Consider the following 15,726-nt stretch of genomic DNA (forward strand, 5'->3'; position numbering starts at 1 on the left):
TAAATGATGCAAATCACACTTAATTTTGCTGGATACAAATGTACAGTGAAGGGCTTTTATTTGCTATTTCACGAATCGAGTTAATCCATTAATTTTAATTCAAGAACTTCAATAGTGAATGAGTTAATAAATGATCACACAGCTAACTAACGTCAACTTAATTAATAACAACCTTCAAGCGAATAATAAAAAAGAACTGTTTGAAGAATTGGCAGGCATGTTATTTGAGAACGACCGAATCAGTAATAAAGAAGCCTTCTTGGAAGACATCGAAATTCGTGAATCTCAAAGCATCACCTCAATGGACGGCATCGCTTACCCACACTCAAAAAGCAAGGCTGTAACTGAGCCAGCAATCGCTGTCGGAGTTAAGCGTGAAGGCATTGAGTATGGCGACGAAGATGGAATTAACCCAACCGTATTTTTTATGATTGCCTCACCAGATAACGGTGCTGACCATCATATTTATGTACTACAAGAACTATTTGGAAAATTCAGTGATGAATTTGTCCAAGATATCCATAACGCAAAAGATGAACATCAAATCCTTAATATTTTAATTAATTCATAAGGCGTAGACAATTATGAGCACCCTAGCAAATCAAGCTACGAATACCAGTAGTAATTCTAATAATAAGAATAGTAGTAGCGACTATAAAAAAATCCTTAGTACCATGAAAGGTCACCTGCTTTTCGGTACATCACACATGCTGCCTTTTATCGTAGCCGGTGGTGTTCTGTTGGCTTTAGCGGTAATGGCGTCGGGTAAAGGTGCGGTTCCAGCAGACGGCTTACTGGCAGACATCTCTAACATCGGTATTAAGGGCCTTGTTCTTTTCCCAATCATTCTTGGCGGCTTTATTGGTTACTCAATTGCAGATAAACCAGCACTAGCGCCAGCGATGATCTCTTCTGGCATCATGGCTGATATGGGCGGCGGCTTCCTTGGCTGTATCGTGGCAGGCTTTATCGCCGGTGGTGTGGTACTTCAACTTAAGAAGATCCCGCTGTCTACCAACATGACCGCGCTGGGTGCTTACTTCATCTACCCGCTTCTAGGCACATTAATCTCTGCAGGTATTGTACTGTGGGGCATCGGCGAGCCAATCAAACTGTTCATGTCTTCAATGAACGAGTTCCTAGCTTCAATGGCTGGCGCGTCTAAGATGGTTCTGGGCACAATCCTTGGCGGTATGACGGCATTTGATATGGGCGGCCCTATCAACAAAGTGGCAACTCTATTTGCTCAAACTCAAGTAGATACACAACCATGGCTAATGGGCGGTGTTGGCATCGCGATTTGTACACCACCTCTAGGTATGGCACTGGCAACTTTCCTATTCAAAAATAAGTTCTCTAAACAAGAACAAGAAGCAGGTAAAGCGGCTGCAATCATGGGTTCTATCGGTATCTCGGAAGGTGCTATCCCATTCGCAGCAAACGACCCAATGCGTGTACTTCCTTCAATCGTTGCCGGTGGTATCGTGGGTTGTGTATTTGGCTTCATGACAGACGTTCTACTACACGCACCATGGGGTGGCCTAATCACAGCACCTGTATCAAGCAACATTCCAATGTATGTGGTCGGTATTGCGCTTGGCTCGCTAACCACAGCGGTTATCGTTGGCTTCTGGAAACCAGTCGCAGTAGAAACAGAAGAAGACATGGTTGAAGCAGCGCCAGTTCAAGCTCAAACAGCACCTGTAGCTGGCGAAGGCGAATACGACATCGTAGCAGTAACATGTTGCCCTTCTGGTGTTGCACACACCTTCATGGCAGCAAAAGCACTAGAGAAAGCAGGTGCGGCAGCTGGTCTGAAAATTAAGGTAGAAACACAAGGTCAAAACGGTATTCAGAACCGCATCACCGACCTAGATGTAGCGAACGCGAAACTGGTTATCTTGGCTCACGATATTCAAGTGAAAGACGCTCACCGCTTTGCAAACGCGAACGTGATTGAATGCTCTACTAAGGAAGCGATGAAGAAAGCCGCAGACATGGTGACTATTTAAAACGTAAAGCCAACGGCAACGGAAGGCTAACTCGAAGAATCAATAAGTTAGTGATTGCTCTCTATTGATAAAGTAACTACCCCCTACTAAGAAAAATCCCAATTCGTTGACTAGACGAATGGGGATTTTTTATTCTTAGTTAGACCAACAGCATCCTTCTCGATACAAGTCATATTTCCCCCTGTCGCCTAGATAAAAAAGTAATCGGTTATGTTGTTAAACACGGTTCTATTTCAGAGGTGAGGCTTTCTTTTAACTGTTTGGATGGCATCGGATAGCCAAGATAATAACCTTGGGCTTGTTCGCAATTTAACGTTTTTAAAATTGACAGTTGTTGGGCATTTTCAACCCCTTCAGCCACCACTTGAATGCCAAAACCTCGAGCGATGTCAATGATCCCAGACGTTATAGCTCTAGAGCGATAATCATCTTCTAATCCATTGATGTAACTGCGGTCGACTTTAATTTCATCAACATCCAACTTGCTAAATATACCAAAAGAAGTGTAACCAACACCAAAGTCATCTATCGAAAAAGAGACCCCATGTTTTTTTAATTTTTGAACAGCGATTGCACACTGATCCACATCTTTCAAAATAGCGGTCTCAGTGATTTCAAGACAAAGTAAGCGAGCGAACTCGGGATCCCTGCGTAGATAATTATCCAGATAGTCCATGTCATCCACGCTATTTAACTCTATCGCTGAAATATTGACCGAAACACTATTAAGCACACTCCCTAGCAAGCTACAGGCTCTCAGTTGTGACGCAGTTTTTTCTAGAACTAACGTGGTCAAATCACGACAAAAATGATTCTCTTCGGCTAACGCGACAAAGATATCAGGTGAAACGACACCATAGCGTTCATGCGTCCAACGAGACAACACTTCAACGCCAGCGACGGAGTTACTTCCAATGTCGTATTTTGGCTGAAACACAATATCAATCGCTTTATCATCAATCGCTTTACGTAACTCTTGCACCATTTCTTGACGCTGACGTTCAATTTCAGTGAGTTTGGGGTTATGAAATTCAATCGTATTTTTACTTTTCTTTGCTTCAGTTAAAGCATGGGTCGCAGATGCCATGAGCTGCTTCGCATTATTACCATCCGACGGAAATAGCGCGGCGCCAATACAACAAGTGGCGTTGGTATTATAACGATAAGCACACTGGTTAAATCTACGATGTACGAGAGAAATGTAGGATTCAATAGCTTCTTTATCATTAAGTTTGACTAAACACGCAAAACCATCGGAGTGTACCCGTGATGAAAGAGGTTGATGCTCTACTGGAAGTTCAATAGATCGTGCGATGTCTTTTAAAAATGAATGAGTACTTTCGAACCCAATCTGATCAGCGACAGATTTGAAGTTATCAATATCAAGTAAAAAAAGGACATACTGGCCACTAGCTTGAGATTTGTTCAGTCTTTTGTTTAAGTATCGATAAAAAACTGATGGGCTGTGAAGCCCGGTTACACTATCAAGGTCGTTAGCGCTCTCTAAATCTCGATTATTTTTCCGAACCATTATCCATAATAAGGTAGAGGTTAAAATGATAAAGATCAGACCTTTGATTGTCTGTGCTAAGGCATGTTCTTGTAAGTCACTTGATAATGACTCAACCGCGAGATCAGAGAATAAAACCCATAAAAATGAAATTATTAAGTAACTGAGGACTATATATACCGGCTGTTGTTTAACCTTACTCATCGTTAACTGCTGTCTCTCCATCTAATGTGTCATGATTTATGTGTTAAAAACTGCTCATAACGTAAATCGCAATCTACCGTTCGCGCTTTTATTTTAACCTTAGTTTGTCAATTTACATCATCGCTCTACGCGACAAAATCTTTCAGGGTTAAACATGTTAAGAACGACTTGTGTGAATATTAGACTCTCACTGAATACCAGCTCTTAAGTTAAACTAGGAGTTACTTACCGCTTTTGTTGATATCGAGTAATTTTCACATGATTCTTCAATCACAATCGTATTTCTTCCTTTGAGCTTTGCTTGATAAAGAGCTTTATCTGCCCGATCGACACAATCTTTCCACTTTTCATTTTCTGATAGTGAACTGATACCGAAACTTGATGTAACTTGCAGCGATGGATGCTCTTCAAGTCTAATCTGTCCAATGGCAGAGCGTAATTGTTCTGAAAGAGCTGCAGCTTGTTCAAGATTCGAGTCCGGTAACCAAATAAGAATTTCATCTCCTCCAAGTCTAAAAACCGTATTGGGTAAATCGACTATATTCAACACGGTTTTGGCTAAGGCTTTTATGGCGTCGTCACCAACAATATGCCCAAATTGATCGTTCACCTGTTTAAAGTTATCAATGTCTAATAATACGATACTCACCGGCTGGTGATTAACTTGTGTATGGTGCCTTTGTACCGCTCTGTCTAGAGCACGACGATTCTGTAATGTCGTAAGAGGGTCTTGTTGTGAAAGACATTGAAGTGAATGTACGAGCCTAGCATTAATGAGCCAAAGCATTGAAAAGGACATGGAGACAATTAAAATAATGCTAAAAATATACGAGAATTCATTCAAGTAATTGCCACTGATAACACCATCGGTCTCTTCCAATGAGAAGTATGACTTTGTCGCTCGGAAGAACATGAAGAGACTATAAATAATAAAGGTTAAAGCCATCATATTCACAGCTAAAGTGAGGTCTTTCTTTTTTCCATTAAGTATTACGGTGGCCGAACTTGCGGTTACAAAAGCCAAGTAAAGACTAATGGCAATGATACGACTTTTGATGGAAGGTTCGTAATAAGTAAAGTAAACAAAACTCACTAAAATCATGACTAAAGCTATGCGACTGTAACGGACAACTTCAAGTGAGTGGTTACGAAAGATAGTCAGGCTATGCAATACCAAATGAAAGCCATAGGAAATCGTGACGTTGGCAATAATAATGCTGATGAAATCAGGAATAACGCCTCTCAGATTCAACATCGTTGTACCAAGCCCAATCACAAATATGGATAATGAAAAGAGGGAAAGACCGAGTACTTTCTTTTGCGCTGACTGAAATAGTAACAAGCCGATACTAAAAGTTAGTGAGAAAACAATAAAAACGATACTTAGAGTTTTTATGTCTAACGGGAAAGGGGCCATATTTTTCCTTAAATATGATAGAATTTCATACCATTTTAACTTTACTGAGCATGGTATAATTTACTATCTTCCTACTCTCATTTGATTTTAGGTAATCAGGCCTGATTCGCATAAATGCACACATCCAAGCCTTAAATTCAGCGATTAATCATAACAAATTATAATGAAAATCACAGCTTCCATCCATTTGATCGCATCTAGCCAATTTGATTCGATAAAATTGAGTAGCAAGCCTGCTTCTTTCATCTGCTCCTCCGCCTTTTTAGCTCATTGATTCTGTGTTCATTCACCAACCGCAGGTCCAGTTTACCAACGAACTGTCATAATACTTTGCAAAGAGTCAGCCATCTCCATCTAAAGAAAATGTGTCGCTATTTAATCTTGTAATAAAGCGCTCATTAAACTAATGCTCTAGGGCGTGTTGATCTTTCGAGCTGATTTTTGCGGCGAGTTACTGGGTATTTATACAAGGCAGAGGCGTCGATGTGTAGCTAGCCTACATGAGAAGCCGATAACGTAGTAGAAATGACCAGCAAACGCTGCCCGAAGGGTTCGACTAAAAGCGTTTTACTCTTTGTTGAGGGAGATTTGCTTAGAATGACTAGGCTACTTCCCCCTCGCCGCGATTAAAACGCTTTTATCTCGAACAAAATTCAACCACGAAAGGTCAACACGCCCTAGTCATGCTAATTACTCTTTGATGTAAAGATCCTTAGAATAGATTCGCCCTTCTACATTGTTCTTCGCAAAACCACCGACACTTGGTCGCACTAGGCGAGCCTGCATGTAGTAATAAATTGGCGCGATAGGCATATCTTCTGCTAGTAACTGCTCCGCTTGGTCATAGAAACCTTGGCGATCTTGCTCATTGGTTGCGGCTAATGCGTTGTCCATTGCAGAGTCGTACTTGTCGTTGTTGTAACGAGCAAAGTTCCCAGAAGAATCCGAGCGCAATAGGCTCAAGAAAGTCGACGCTTCATTATAGTCGCCACACCAAGAGGCGCGCATCACATCAAAATCACCTTGACGACGGGATACTAGGTAAGACTTCCACTCTTGGTTTTCCAACTCAACTTGTGCGCCTAAATTGCCTTTCAGCATCGACGCAATCGCCACCGCAATCGACTTGTTCGATTCACTGGTGTTATAAAGCAATTTGAAATCCAATGGCTTAGATGCATCGTAGCCCGCTTCTTTCAATAGCTCTTTCGCCTTTTGGTCGCGTTCCTTTTGAGTCCATTCACTGTATTCAGGCTGAGTGGCATCAAAACCTGCCGTGTACTCATGGGCAAAGGTATAAGCCGGAAGGTTGCCTACCTGAGTGACGCCATTCGTGATCACATCACGCATCATCGAATAAGACACAGCTTTACGCACTCGCGCATCATCAAACGGAGCTCGTGTAGTATTGAACGCATAGTAATAAGTGCACAGCAAAGGCACCGCGGTAAACGCATCTTGGTATTTGGTTTTAAGTTGCTGAGCCATATGTGTCGGCACATCAGACGTGATATCAACCTCGCCCACGGCATAACGGTTGATCGAGGCATTCTGATTCTCAAACGGAATGTAAGTCACTTCGGTTAAATGCGTATTTGCACTGTTCCAATATTTCGGGTTCTTCTTTAGCTCAATTCGCTCATTCACCACCCACTCGTCTAAAACAAATGCTCCATTCCCCACAAACTGCTTAGGATCGTTCCATGGCTTGTCGCTGCTCTCTAACGTTATCTTATGAACGGGCATCATGGATGTGTGGCCCGTCATCGCCACAAAGTAAGGCACTTTGCTATCCAGTTCGAACTTAACCGTGTGCTTGTCAACGGCAGAGATACCTAACTCTTCAACAGGCTTCTGGCCTTCGGCTACGTCTGCAATGTTGTTGATTTGGGTGAGCTTGAGATACCACACATTCGGTGATGCGAGTTTCGGGTCGACCGCACGTCTTATCGCATACACGAAATCATCGGCTGTCACCGGATCGCCATTCGACCATTGCGCGTCTTTACGCAGGTGGAATACAAACGTCTGGTTATCTTCGGTTTCCCAAGACTGTGCAACGCCTGGGGTAATGTTGCCATCACGATCTTGAATCACTAAACCTTCAAATAGATCGCGGAGAATGTGCATTTCAGGCAAGCCTTCTGCTTTTGCAGGATCGAGTGTCGCCGCTTCTGCATCGTTGGCACGCACCAAATGTTGATCTTTCGCCAGAGAAGTTTCAGCAGGCAATGTTTCAGCAACGGCAGTTACTGAGATAAAAGGGGTCAATAAAGATGAAATGAGTAAAGCCGTTGAATGTTTCTTAAAATCCATGTTTTTTTGCTCTCCTAGCCTATCTTTGAAGCAAGTAATAAAGTTAACAATGCGACGGTTGACGAGTTTTGACGCTATGGTTTATTTAAAGGAGTTCATCTAGTGGGGCTTAGATAATGATTAATATAGCCAATAGTGAATACTTGATAGTACTTGATCAATCAGGAGATAAAGGTGAGTTTAATTCCAAGAACGGAAAGAGCTGCATTTTCAATAAAGCCGCTGTCATATGGAAAATCGGTCTTAGGCGCACCCTTGCTCTATTTCCCTGCGCAAGTAGAAAGCGAGTCTCGCGGGCTGATTTTAGCGGGCACACACGGCGATGAAACCGCTTCAATCGCAGGCTTGTCATGCGCGTTAAGAAGCTTGCCAGCCGCCAGCTTGCGACACGATGTGATCTTGTCGATGAATCCAGACGGTAATCAGTTAGGCACTCGCGCCAACGCCAATCAAGTCGATCTCAACCGCGCCTTTCCGACTCAAAACTGGACAGAAAATGGCACCGTTTACCGCTGGAGTTCTCACACTCCAATCAGAGATGTAAAAGTAAAAACGGGACAAGCCGACCAACTTGAACCTGAAGTGCAATCACTCATCAACCTCATCGAACAGCGTAAGCCCAAATTCGTTATCTCGTTCCACGAACCTCTCGCCATGGTCGACGACCCAACCCAATCAGAACTCGCCACTTGGCTAGGCAAACAGTTCAACCTACCGCTCGTCGAAGACGTCGACTACGAAACCCCAGGCTCATTTGGCACATGGTGCCAAGAAAGAAACCTGCCATGTATTACCGTGGAACTACCGCCAGTGTCTGCGGATTTGACTATTGAGCAGTATTTGGATGCGTTTTTGGCTGTGTTGGGGTGTGAGGGGGGGTAGAAATATTTATTTCGGAATAATAATGACTCCGCAAATACGACTTAGATGAACGCAATCAACACAGGTCACAAAAACACCGCCACACGGTCAAACAGTAAACACAATAAACTATACCTCGAAATAAGCACACAAGAACATTAAAACATATTGCTTATCAATCCCTTATGATTTATTTTGCAAACCAATTCATATGCAACATAATATAGGTTTTTTGTGAAAAAGCAGTTTTTATTGATTTCGATGCTAATGGCAGCATCAGCAAACGCAAGCTCTTCTCTTAATGCACCAGCACAAATGGACAACGGTTTTCCATTACAAGTAACCCCAGTATTAAACCATGGTGTTACTCACTTTGGGACTAAGTTCAGCTCTGTTAGCGAGCTATGTTTTAAGGCTAGTTTTGAGTCAATAGATACAGAGTGGGTAAATGTAAGCTTCATTGATAAAGAGGGTAATCATATTAGTGGGCTAAGTATGTATCCGATGTCAGACGAATATCAATGTACTTCATACTTTGGCAGCTACGCATATTTACAAATGATCAAGAGCGGTACACTGGAGTTCAATGTTAAAGCTGCTGTGCCTGTCAATAATTTAGAATTTAAAGTTGTTGGCGAACCTGAGATTTCAGGAGAAATTGTAACTATTAGCGCCGAAGAAAACACCATGAATTCAGCCAATGGTACATACTTTACTCATATTGTTGAGCCAAATACCGTCTATTCAGTAGAGATAATACAGAATCAAGCACTACACAACTCAATTGGTGACAAGTTTGGTAGTGTTGGCTTGTCCTATGAGAGCATTGATGGTGTTAAACGGCTTGTGGCAATTGAAGATAAACCAATATTCATTTCTACAAAAGGTGAAATGGATTTCTTCTTAGCTGACAATGACCAAGATAATACAGGCAAAGTTCTTGTAAACGTTAGACGAGTTAATATCGACTAAACGTAATTATCTCTAATACAATAAAAAATACGCCACTTTTATCGTGGCGTATTTTTAAATCAGTTAAATACTATTGTCACCAAACCGATATAAGTAACAATAGGCCTAATGACTCACCGAGCTCGAAAACAAATTAATAATCACCACACCAGCCAAAATCAAAGTGATACCGATGATCGCGAAGATATCGAGTTTTTGCCCGTAGACTAACCAAGACAGTGCTGCGACCAGCACTATCCCTGCTCTACACCAAATCGCATACGCCACACCCAAAGACATAGTCTGCACTGTTAGAGACAGTAGGTAGAACGCACAGCCGTAGCCAACCAATACCGCAGCAGTGGCAGGTAAAGAAGTAAATTGCTGCGTTTTAGGTAATAAAGAAGTCGCGACAACTTCAAGCACGATGGCGAGAGAAAGCATCACTGGTGGTGGGAAAGATAAAAGCATGTTTAAGTCCACAACAATAAAATACGGCATTCAGAATATTGTAATTTTATGTCTAATTCATGTGGTTTTCAGTAAGTAATTATTATGACGTACCCTAAAAGATCTTAACTATTAACTCTCCAACAAATAGGTCCTTAAGTACGCATTCTTTCAACCAATAAAAGGGCCGCTAGCCATGGTTAACAGGCTTAGTTCAAGCTCTTCCTTTCCGAATGTTTATTACAGATGTGTAATAATCATTTTCAATTTATAGGGATTATCAAAACCTAGAGTCACATCTATACTAGATCCAGCAAAACGAGAGAGCGGAAACAATTAGGCTCAACTACGCTTAACGGATTGAAGCTAATGGCACGGTTATCCGCAGTACTGACATATATAGGAAGCATCCAATGACAATCGACATTAAACCTGGTCAAACTCATATAAAATCAAAAGCAATGGTTGCATGGGCAGCTGGCGAGCCACTAAAAATGGAAGAAGTTGATGTACAACTTCCTAAAGCTGGTGAGGTTCTAGTTCGCATCGTTGCTACTGGTGTTTGTCACACTGACGCATTCACATTATCAGGTGACGATCCAGAAGGTATCTTCCCTTCAATTCTTGGTCACGAAGGTGGCGGTATCGTTGAAATGATCGGCGAAGGCGTGACCAGTGTTGAGATTGGCGACCACGTTATCCCACTTTACACAGCTGAATGTGGCGAATGTAAGTTCTGTAAATCTGGTAAAACTAACCTATGCCAAGCCGTTCGTGAAACGCAAGGCAAAGGCCTAATGCCAGACGGTACAAGCCGCTTCTCTATCAATGGCGAAACAATTTTCCATTACATGGGCTGTTCTACTTTCTCTGAGTACACGGTACTTCCAGAAATCTCACTAGCGAAAGTAAGCAAAGAAGCACCACTTGAAGAGGTTTGTCTTCTAGGTTGTGGTGTAACTACTGGTATGGGCGCAGTACTGAACACAGCTAAAGTTGAAAAAGGCGACAACGTTGCTGTATTCGGCCTAGGTGGTATCGGTCTTTCTGCAATCATTGGTGCTCGCATGGCTGGTGCTGACCGCATCATCGGTGTTGATATCAACGAGAGCAAATTCGAGCTAGCAAAACAGCTTGGCGCGACAGACTGCATCAACCCAATGAACTTCGACAAACCAATCCAAGACGTTATCGTTGAGATGACAGACGGTGGTGTTGAGTACTCTTTCGAGTGTATCGGTAACGTAGATGTTATGCGCTCCGCACTTGAATGTTGTCACAAAGGTTGGGGCGAATCAGTCATCATTGGCGTTGCCGGTGCAGGCCAAGAGATCGCAACTCGTCCATTCCAATTAGTAACAGGTCGTGTATGGCGTGGTTCTGCTTTCGGTGGTGTTAAAGGCCGCTCTGAGCTTCCAGAAATCGTTAACCGTTACATGGCGGGTGAGTTTGGTCTTCAAGAGTTCATCACTCACACTATGGGTCTGCAAGACGTAAACGAAGCATTCGACCTAATGCACAAAGGTGAATCTATCCGTACTGTTCTACACATGGATAGATAATACCCCATAGTCTTGGCACTTAGGTGTCGAGACTACAGTTCTGACTTAAACATCAGAGCGAAACTGTCTTCACCACCTCCTGCCCGGTGGGTGGTGAAACTTTAAGTGATATAGACAAATTTACTCCCAAACCATCAACCTAACGGAGCACAATAGATGACAATCGAAAACATTAGCCAAGCAAAGGTTGCTGGTGGTTGGCACAAACAATACACCCACTTTTCTGCAACGCTTGACTGCAACATGCGCTTTGCGATTTTCTTGCCACCTAACGCAAGCAAAGAAAACCCAGTTCCTGTTTTGTATTGGTTATCAGGCTTAACCTGTACCGATGAAAACTTCATGCAAAAAGCCGGCGCATTCAAAGCCGCGGCTGAGCAAGGCATTGCCATTGTCGCGCCCGATACAAGCCCACGTGGCGAAGGTGTTGCTGACGATGAAAACTACGATTTAGGCCAAGGCGCAGGCTTCTACGTAAATGCCACTCAAGCACCATGGGACAGCCATTACCACATGTACGATTACGTGGTAACAGAGCTCCCAGCGCTGATTGAGTCTTTCTTCCCTGTGACATCTGTAAAATCAATTTCTGGTCACAGTATGGGCGGACACGGTGCCCTAACAATTGGCATTAAAAATGAAGATAACTACCGTTCTATCTCGGCATTCAGCCCAATCACCAACCCAATGCAATGCCCTTGGGGACAAAAAGCCTTCAACCAATATCTAGGCTTAGATATTGAAGAGTGGAAACACTACGACGCCTCTGAGCTTCTAAAAACCAAAGGCACTAAACTGCCAATGTTGGTAGACCAAGGCGAAGCAGATAACTTCTTAATTGAGCAGCTTAAACCTGAGCAATTGGTCGAAGCAGCTAAGGTAACCAATGCCGATTTAGAGCTACGTATGCAGCCAGGATACGACCACAGCTACTACTTCATCTCTAGCTTTATTGATGAGCACATTGAGTTCCACGCTGCTTACCTAAACAAGTAATCACCGTTATTTAGCCCACACCTTGCAACCGTAAGGTGTGTTTTTTTGTTCCTGTTATTTACTTACACTCATCAATCCAAACCGAGGGGTGTTAGCAGAGAGTAGTGAGCCAAGATTTAAAACAAAAAGTTATGAACAGTGAGTCAATCCGTTCAAACTTCCTAACAGACTGGTATCGCCTTCACTTATTCATACTCTTACAATCAGCAAATCAAACCTGTTACCATAACGTCTTAAACATCACCTATTTTGAAGGTTGCTATGAAAGCAATTAAGGCTCTTTTCTTCCTGATGGTTTTATTGAGCGGTCTTTTTACCGCTTGGCTGTTTATCCCGATTCCAGCGACCATGGACAAGCAAACGCTTGATGTTCCATTAACGGAACCGTTCAAGCTTGTGGCGTATCGCAGCAACCCAAATGATGCGAGCAAGCCGCTGACTTATCACTACTATGTGATTTCAGATGTGGTTGGCGTGGATGACATGGATCCATTTCTGATTACGACAGACCAGTTCGTAAAACTTGGTGAGTTCGATGAGAACACATTCAGCCTAACGGTTAACGGCAAGATCGAAAGCTACACCAACGATTTATGGATCAAAAAATCGGACGGCAAGCTTCAGCACTGGTACGTGAGTATTAATGCAAACTATATTCGTTAGAGTCGACTCCCAATAGACCCTATTTAAAACTGCGCTTTGGCTTCCAAGCGCAGTTTTTGTTTCTAGCCTCCCGCTTCAGATCTCACAAGCCATACAGGTGTCATAAGCTCTACAGATGTTATAAGCTCCATCTATGCTCGACTCCCTTTAAATCAAAAACAATAAAGGATCACCCGTGGAATTTACGCTCGACAAATTTAACGGCATCATCATTGACCCAGAGACAGCGCCTCAAGATGCTGATTCATTCAACGCCGAACTTAGCGAGATCACCGAATTTTCAAAGCAGAATAACAAAGGCATTATTTGGATTAGTCTACCTATTTCGCTCTCACACCTCATTCCGGTAGCGACCGAACTTGGCTTTGTGTTCCACAACTGTCTAGAAGACGAAATTACGCTGATCCATCAATCCGAGATTGTGGAGTTTGTGCCTTTCATCCCAACCCACACCTTGGGAGCTGGAGCTCTGATCACCAACGAACACAACCAAGTGCTGATGATCAAAGAGCACGGCATGACAGGCTACAAACTACCTGGCGGCCACATTGAACTTGGCGAGGGTATTGAAGAGTCTGTGGTTCGAGAAACATTAGAAGAGACAGGCATAAAGGCAACATTCGTGTCTGTAGTTGGCATGGCGACAAGGCACCCATATCAATTCGGTAAATCGAACCTCTACTTTGTTTGTCACCTTATCGCCCAAACTCAAGAGATAGCGATTCAAGACACCGATGAAATTGCAGAAGCAAAGTGGGTCGATGTGGAAGAGTTCATTAACAACGCTGAAAACTACCCGTTCAACCGCCAAATGGTTGGTTCTTTAATTGGCAAACAAGGTTTGGAGCTTACCCAGTTAGAAGGCAACTACGGCCCAACTCATAAACCCGAGATCTTCTTTTCGAAAAGCTAGAATACTTCAAACATAAAAAACGCCCAACTCACTGAATTGGGCGTTTTGCTTTTTGTTTTTCTTAAGCCGACTGCGTTGTTAATTTTCTCTAATTCAGAAAGCTATCTTTAGAACATATCTATTTTAGAAAGCCTAGTTTAGAAAAAGCCTAGCGGATTCGTATCGTAGCTAATCAAGAGGTTCTTGGTGTTTTGGTAGTGATCGAGCATCATCTTGTGTGTCTCACGACCGATGCCTGACTTCTTGTAACCACCAAACGCCGCGTGGGCTGGATAAGCGTGGTAGCAGTTCACCCAAATACGACCCGCTTCGATGTTACGCCCCATACGATACGCGAGGTTTGCATCACGCGTCCAAACGCCAGCACCCAAGCCATATTCGGTGTCATTGGCTATTTCTAGTGCTTCCGCTTCATCTTTAAAAGTAGTTACCGCGATAACTGGGCCAAAGATCTCCTCTTGGAAGACACGCATCTTATTGTTGCCTTCGAGCATAGTTGGTTGGATATAGTAACCATTACCCAGATCATCCGGTTGCTGCGCGATTTCCCCGCCAGTTAGTACTTTCGCGCCTTCTTGGCGGCCAATCTCTAGGTAGCTTAGAATCTTATCGAACTGCTCTTGAGAAGCTTGTGCGCCAACCTGAGTGTCAGTATCTAGCGGGTTACCTTGCTTGATGGTTTGAGCGCGCTCGACCACCTTGGTGATGAACTTGTCGTACACCGATTCGTGGATCAATACACGTGATGGACAGGTACACACTTCACCTTGGTTAAAGAACGCGAGCAGCATGCCTTCGACACACTTGTCTAGGTACTCATCTTCATGATCAAAAATGTCTGGGAAGTAGATGTTTGGAGACTTACCGCCCAGCTCAACCGTTGATGGAATCAAGCTTTCAGCTGCACACTTCAAGATATGGTGGCCAACTTCAGTTGAGCCAGTAAACGCCAATTTAGCCAAGCGGTCACTGGTAGCTAACGCTTGACCTGCTTCGCTACCAAAACCATTCACGATGTTGACCACACCTGCAGGCAGGAGATCGGCGATCTTCTCCATCATCACCAAAATTGAGGTTGGTGTTTGCTCGGCTGGCTTCATCACTACACAACAGCCCGCAGCTAGAGCAGGTGCCAATTTCCAAGCCGCCATTAAAATCGGAAAGTTCCAAGGAATGATCTGCCCTACAACACCGATGGGCTCTGGAAAATGGTAGCTTGCGGTGTTTGAATCGAGCTCGGCTGCACTGCCTTCTTGCGCTCGAATACAACCCGCAAAGTAACGGAAATGATCGACAACCAAAGGAATATCTGCCGCTAGCGTTTCACGTACAGGTTTGCCGTTTTCCCACGTCTCAGCGACTGCGATTTCTTCCAGGTTTGCTTCAATGCGATCAGCAATTTTAAGTAGGATGTTCGAACGCTCTGTCACACTGGTCGCAGCCCAACTCGCACGAGCTGCATGCGCCGCATCGAGTGCTAAGCTAATGTCTGCCTCGGTTGAGCGCGCCACTTGGCAATACACCTGACCATTCACGGGGGACGTGTTATCAAAATACTCGCCGCTGACAGGCTTCACCCACTCACCACCAATAAAATTGTCGTATTGGGCTTTAAAGTTCACTACTGCGTTGTCACTACCCGGCTGTGCGTAAATCATAATTAGATCCTTCTTTGATTTGTTGTTCGTTATTGAGCGAGAGCTGTCTTATTTTTGTGGCGACTTCTCTTGAGAAAAGAACTCATGACAAGACGCCCATGTTTATGCTTTCTGTTTAAAACACTGACACTTCGTGTTTTCTTCACAACAAGAACAACGCAAATCACACGCCACAACCTCAAAACTTGTTGTTAATAAATTGTAAAACTATGA

At 43.4% G+C, this 15,726-nt stretch carries 13 protein-coding genes; 8 read left to right on the forward strand and 5 right to left on the reverse strand.

The window, feature by feature from the left end; all coding sequences use genetic code 11:
- Nucleotides 1-130 precede the first annotated feature (130 nt).
- The gene (locus OCU50_RS17375; RefSeq protein ID WP_060468971.1) at nucleotides 131-571 is read left to right on the forward strand and encodes a PTS sugar transporter subunit IIA; all 441 of its coding nucleotides are present in this window, start codon (nucleotides 131-133) and stop codon (nucleotides 569-571) included.
- Nucleotides 572-584: 13 nt separating this feature from the next.
- Nucleotides 585-2,012, forward strand: a complete 1,428-nt coding sequence (locus OCU50_RS17380; protein WP_060468972.1) for a PTS fructose transporter subunit IIBC — start codon at nucleotides 585-587, stop codon at nucleotides 2,010-2,012.
- Between the two features lie 208 nt (nucleotides 2,013-2,220).
- Here OCU50_RS17380 and OCU50_RS17385 read toward each other — a convergent pair whose 3' ends face one another.
- From OCU50_RS17385 to OCU50_RS17395, 3 genes are all read right to left on the reverse strand, one after another.
- Nucleotides 2,221-3,726, reverse strand: coding sequence for a putative bifunctional diguanylate cyclase/phosphodiesterase (locus OCU50_RS17385; protein WP_060468973.1), 1,506 nt, complete (start codon nucleotides 3,724-3,726; stop codon nucleotides 2,221-2,223).
- Nucleotides 3,727-3,940: 214 nt separating this feature from the next.
- Entirely contained in the window at nucleotides 3,941-5,143 is a 1,203-nt protein-coding gene (locus OCU50_RS17390) for a GGDEF domain-containing protein (protein ID WP_060468974.1), read from the reverse strand.
- Nucleotides 5,144-5,833: 690 nt separating this feature from the next.
- Entirely contained in the window at nucleotides 5,834-7,459 is a 1,626-nt protein-coding gene (locus OCU50_RS17395) for an ABC transporter substrate-binding protein (RefSeq protein WP_060468975.1), read from the reverse strand.
- Between the two features lie 174 nt (nucleotides 7,460-7,633).
- Here OCU50_RS17395 and mpaA point away from each other — a divergent pair, with 174 nt between their 5' ends.
- Nucleotides 7,634-8,341 carry a murein tripeptide amidase MpaA gene (gene mpaA / locus OCU50_RS17400; RefSeq protein ID WP_060468976.1) on the forward strand — a complete coding sequence of 236 codons (708 nt, stop codon included), beginning with the start codon at nucleotides 7,634-7,636 and terminating at the stop codon, nucleotides 8,339-8,341.
- Between the two features lie 213 nt (nucleotides 8,342-8,554).
- Nucleotides 8,555-9,292, forward strand: a complete 738-nt coding sequence (locus OCU50_RS17405; protein WP_060468977.1) for a hypothetical protein — start codon at nucleotides 8,555-8,557, stop codon at nucleotides 9,290-9,292.
- A 105-nt stretch (nucleotides 9,293-9,397) separates the two neighbouring features.
- On the opposite strand, the gene OCU50_RS17410 is transcribed toward OCU50_RS17405, so the two are convergent.
- On the reverse strand, nucleotides 9,398-9,742 hold the full coding sequence (locus OCU50_RS17410; protein WP_060468978.1) for a DMT family transporter: 345 nt from the start codon (nucleotides 9,740-9,742) through the stop codon (nucleotides 9,398-9,400).
- Between the two features lie 392 nt (nucleotides 9,743-10,134).
- Between OCU50_RS17410 and OCU50_RS17415 the strand changes: the two genes are divergently transcribed.
- From OCU50_RS17415 to OCU50_RS17430, 4 genes are all read left to right on the forward strand, one after another.
- On the forward strand, nucleotides 10,135-11,283 hold the full coding sequence (locus tag OCU50_RS17415; protein ID WP_060468979.1) for an S-(hydroxymethyl)glutathione dehydrogenase/class III alcohol dehydrogenase: 1,149 nt from the start codon (nucleotides 10,135-10,137) through the stop codon (nucleotides 11,281-11,283).
- 156 nt (nucleotides 11,284-11,439) lie between these two features.
- Nucleotides 11,440-12,279, forward strand: coding sequence for an S-formylglutathione hydrolase (fghA, locus tag OCU50_RS17420; RefSeq protein ID WP_060468980.1), 840 nt, complete (start codon nucleotides 11,440-11,442; stop codon nucleotides 12,277-12,279).
- A 261-nt stretch (nucleotides 12,280-12,540) separates the two neighbouring features.
- On the forward strand, nucleotides 12,541-12,942 hold the full coding sequence (locus OCU50_RS17425; protein ID WP_060468981.1) for a hypothetical protein: 402 nt from the start codon (nucleotides 12,541-12,543) through the stop codon (nucleotides 12,940-12,942).
- 175 nt (nucleotides 12,943-13,117) lie between these two features.
- Complete coding sequence (locus OCU50_RS17430; protein WP_060468982.1) at nucleotides 13,118-13,855, forward strand: NUDIX domain-containing protein; 738 nt, start codon at nucleotides 13,118-13,120, stop codon at nucleotides 13,853-13,855.
- Nucleotides 13,856-13,992: 137 nt separating this feature from the next.
- Here the strand turns inward: OCU50_RS17430 and exaC are convergent, their stop codons facing one another.
- On the reverse strand, nucleotides 13,993-15,513 hold the full coding sequence (exaC, locus tag OCU50_RS17435; RefSeq protein ID WP_060468983.1) for an acetaldehyde dehydrogenase ExaC: 1,521 nt from the start codon (nucleotides 15,511-15,513) through the stop codon (nucleotides 13,993-13,995).
- Nucleotides 15,514-15,726 lie beyond the last annotated feature (213 nt).

This window comes from Vibrio toranzoniae (assembly GCF_024347655.1).
In the GTDB taxonomy this organism is placed as follows: Bacteria; Pseudomonadota; Gammaproteobacteria; order Enterobacterales; family Vibrionaceae; genus Vibrio; species Vibrio toranzoniae.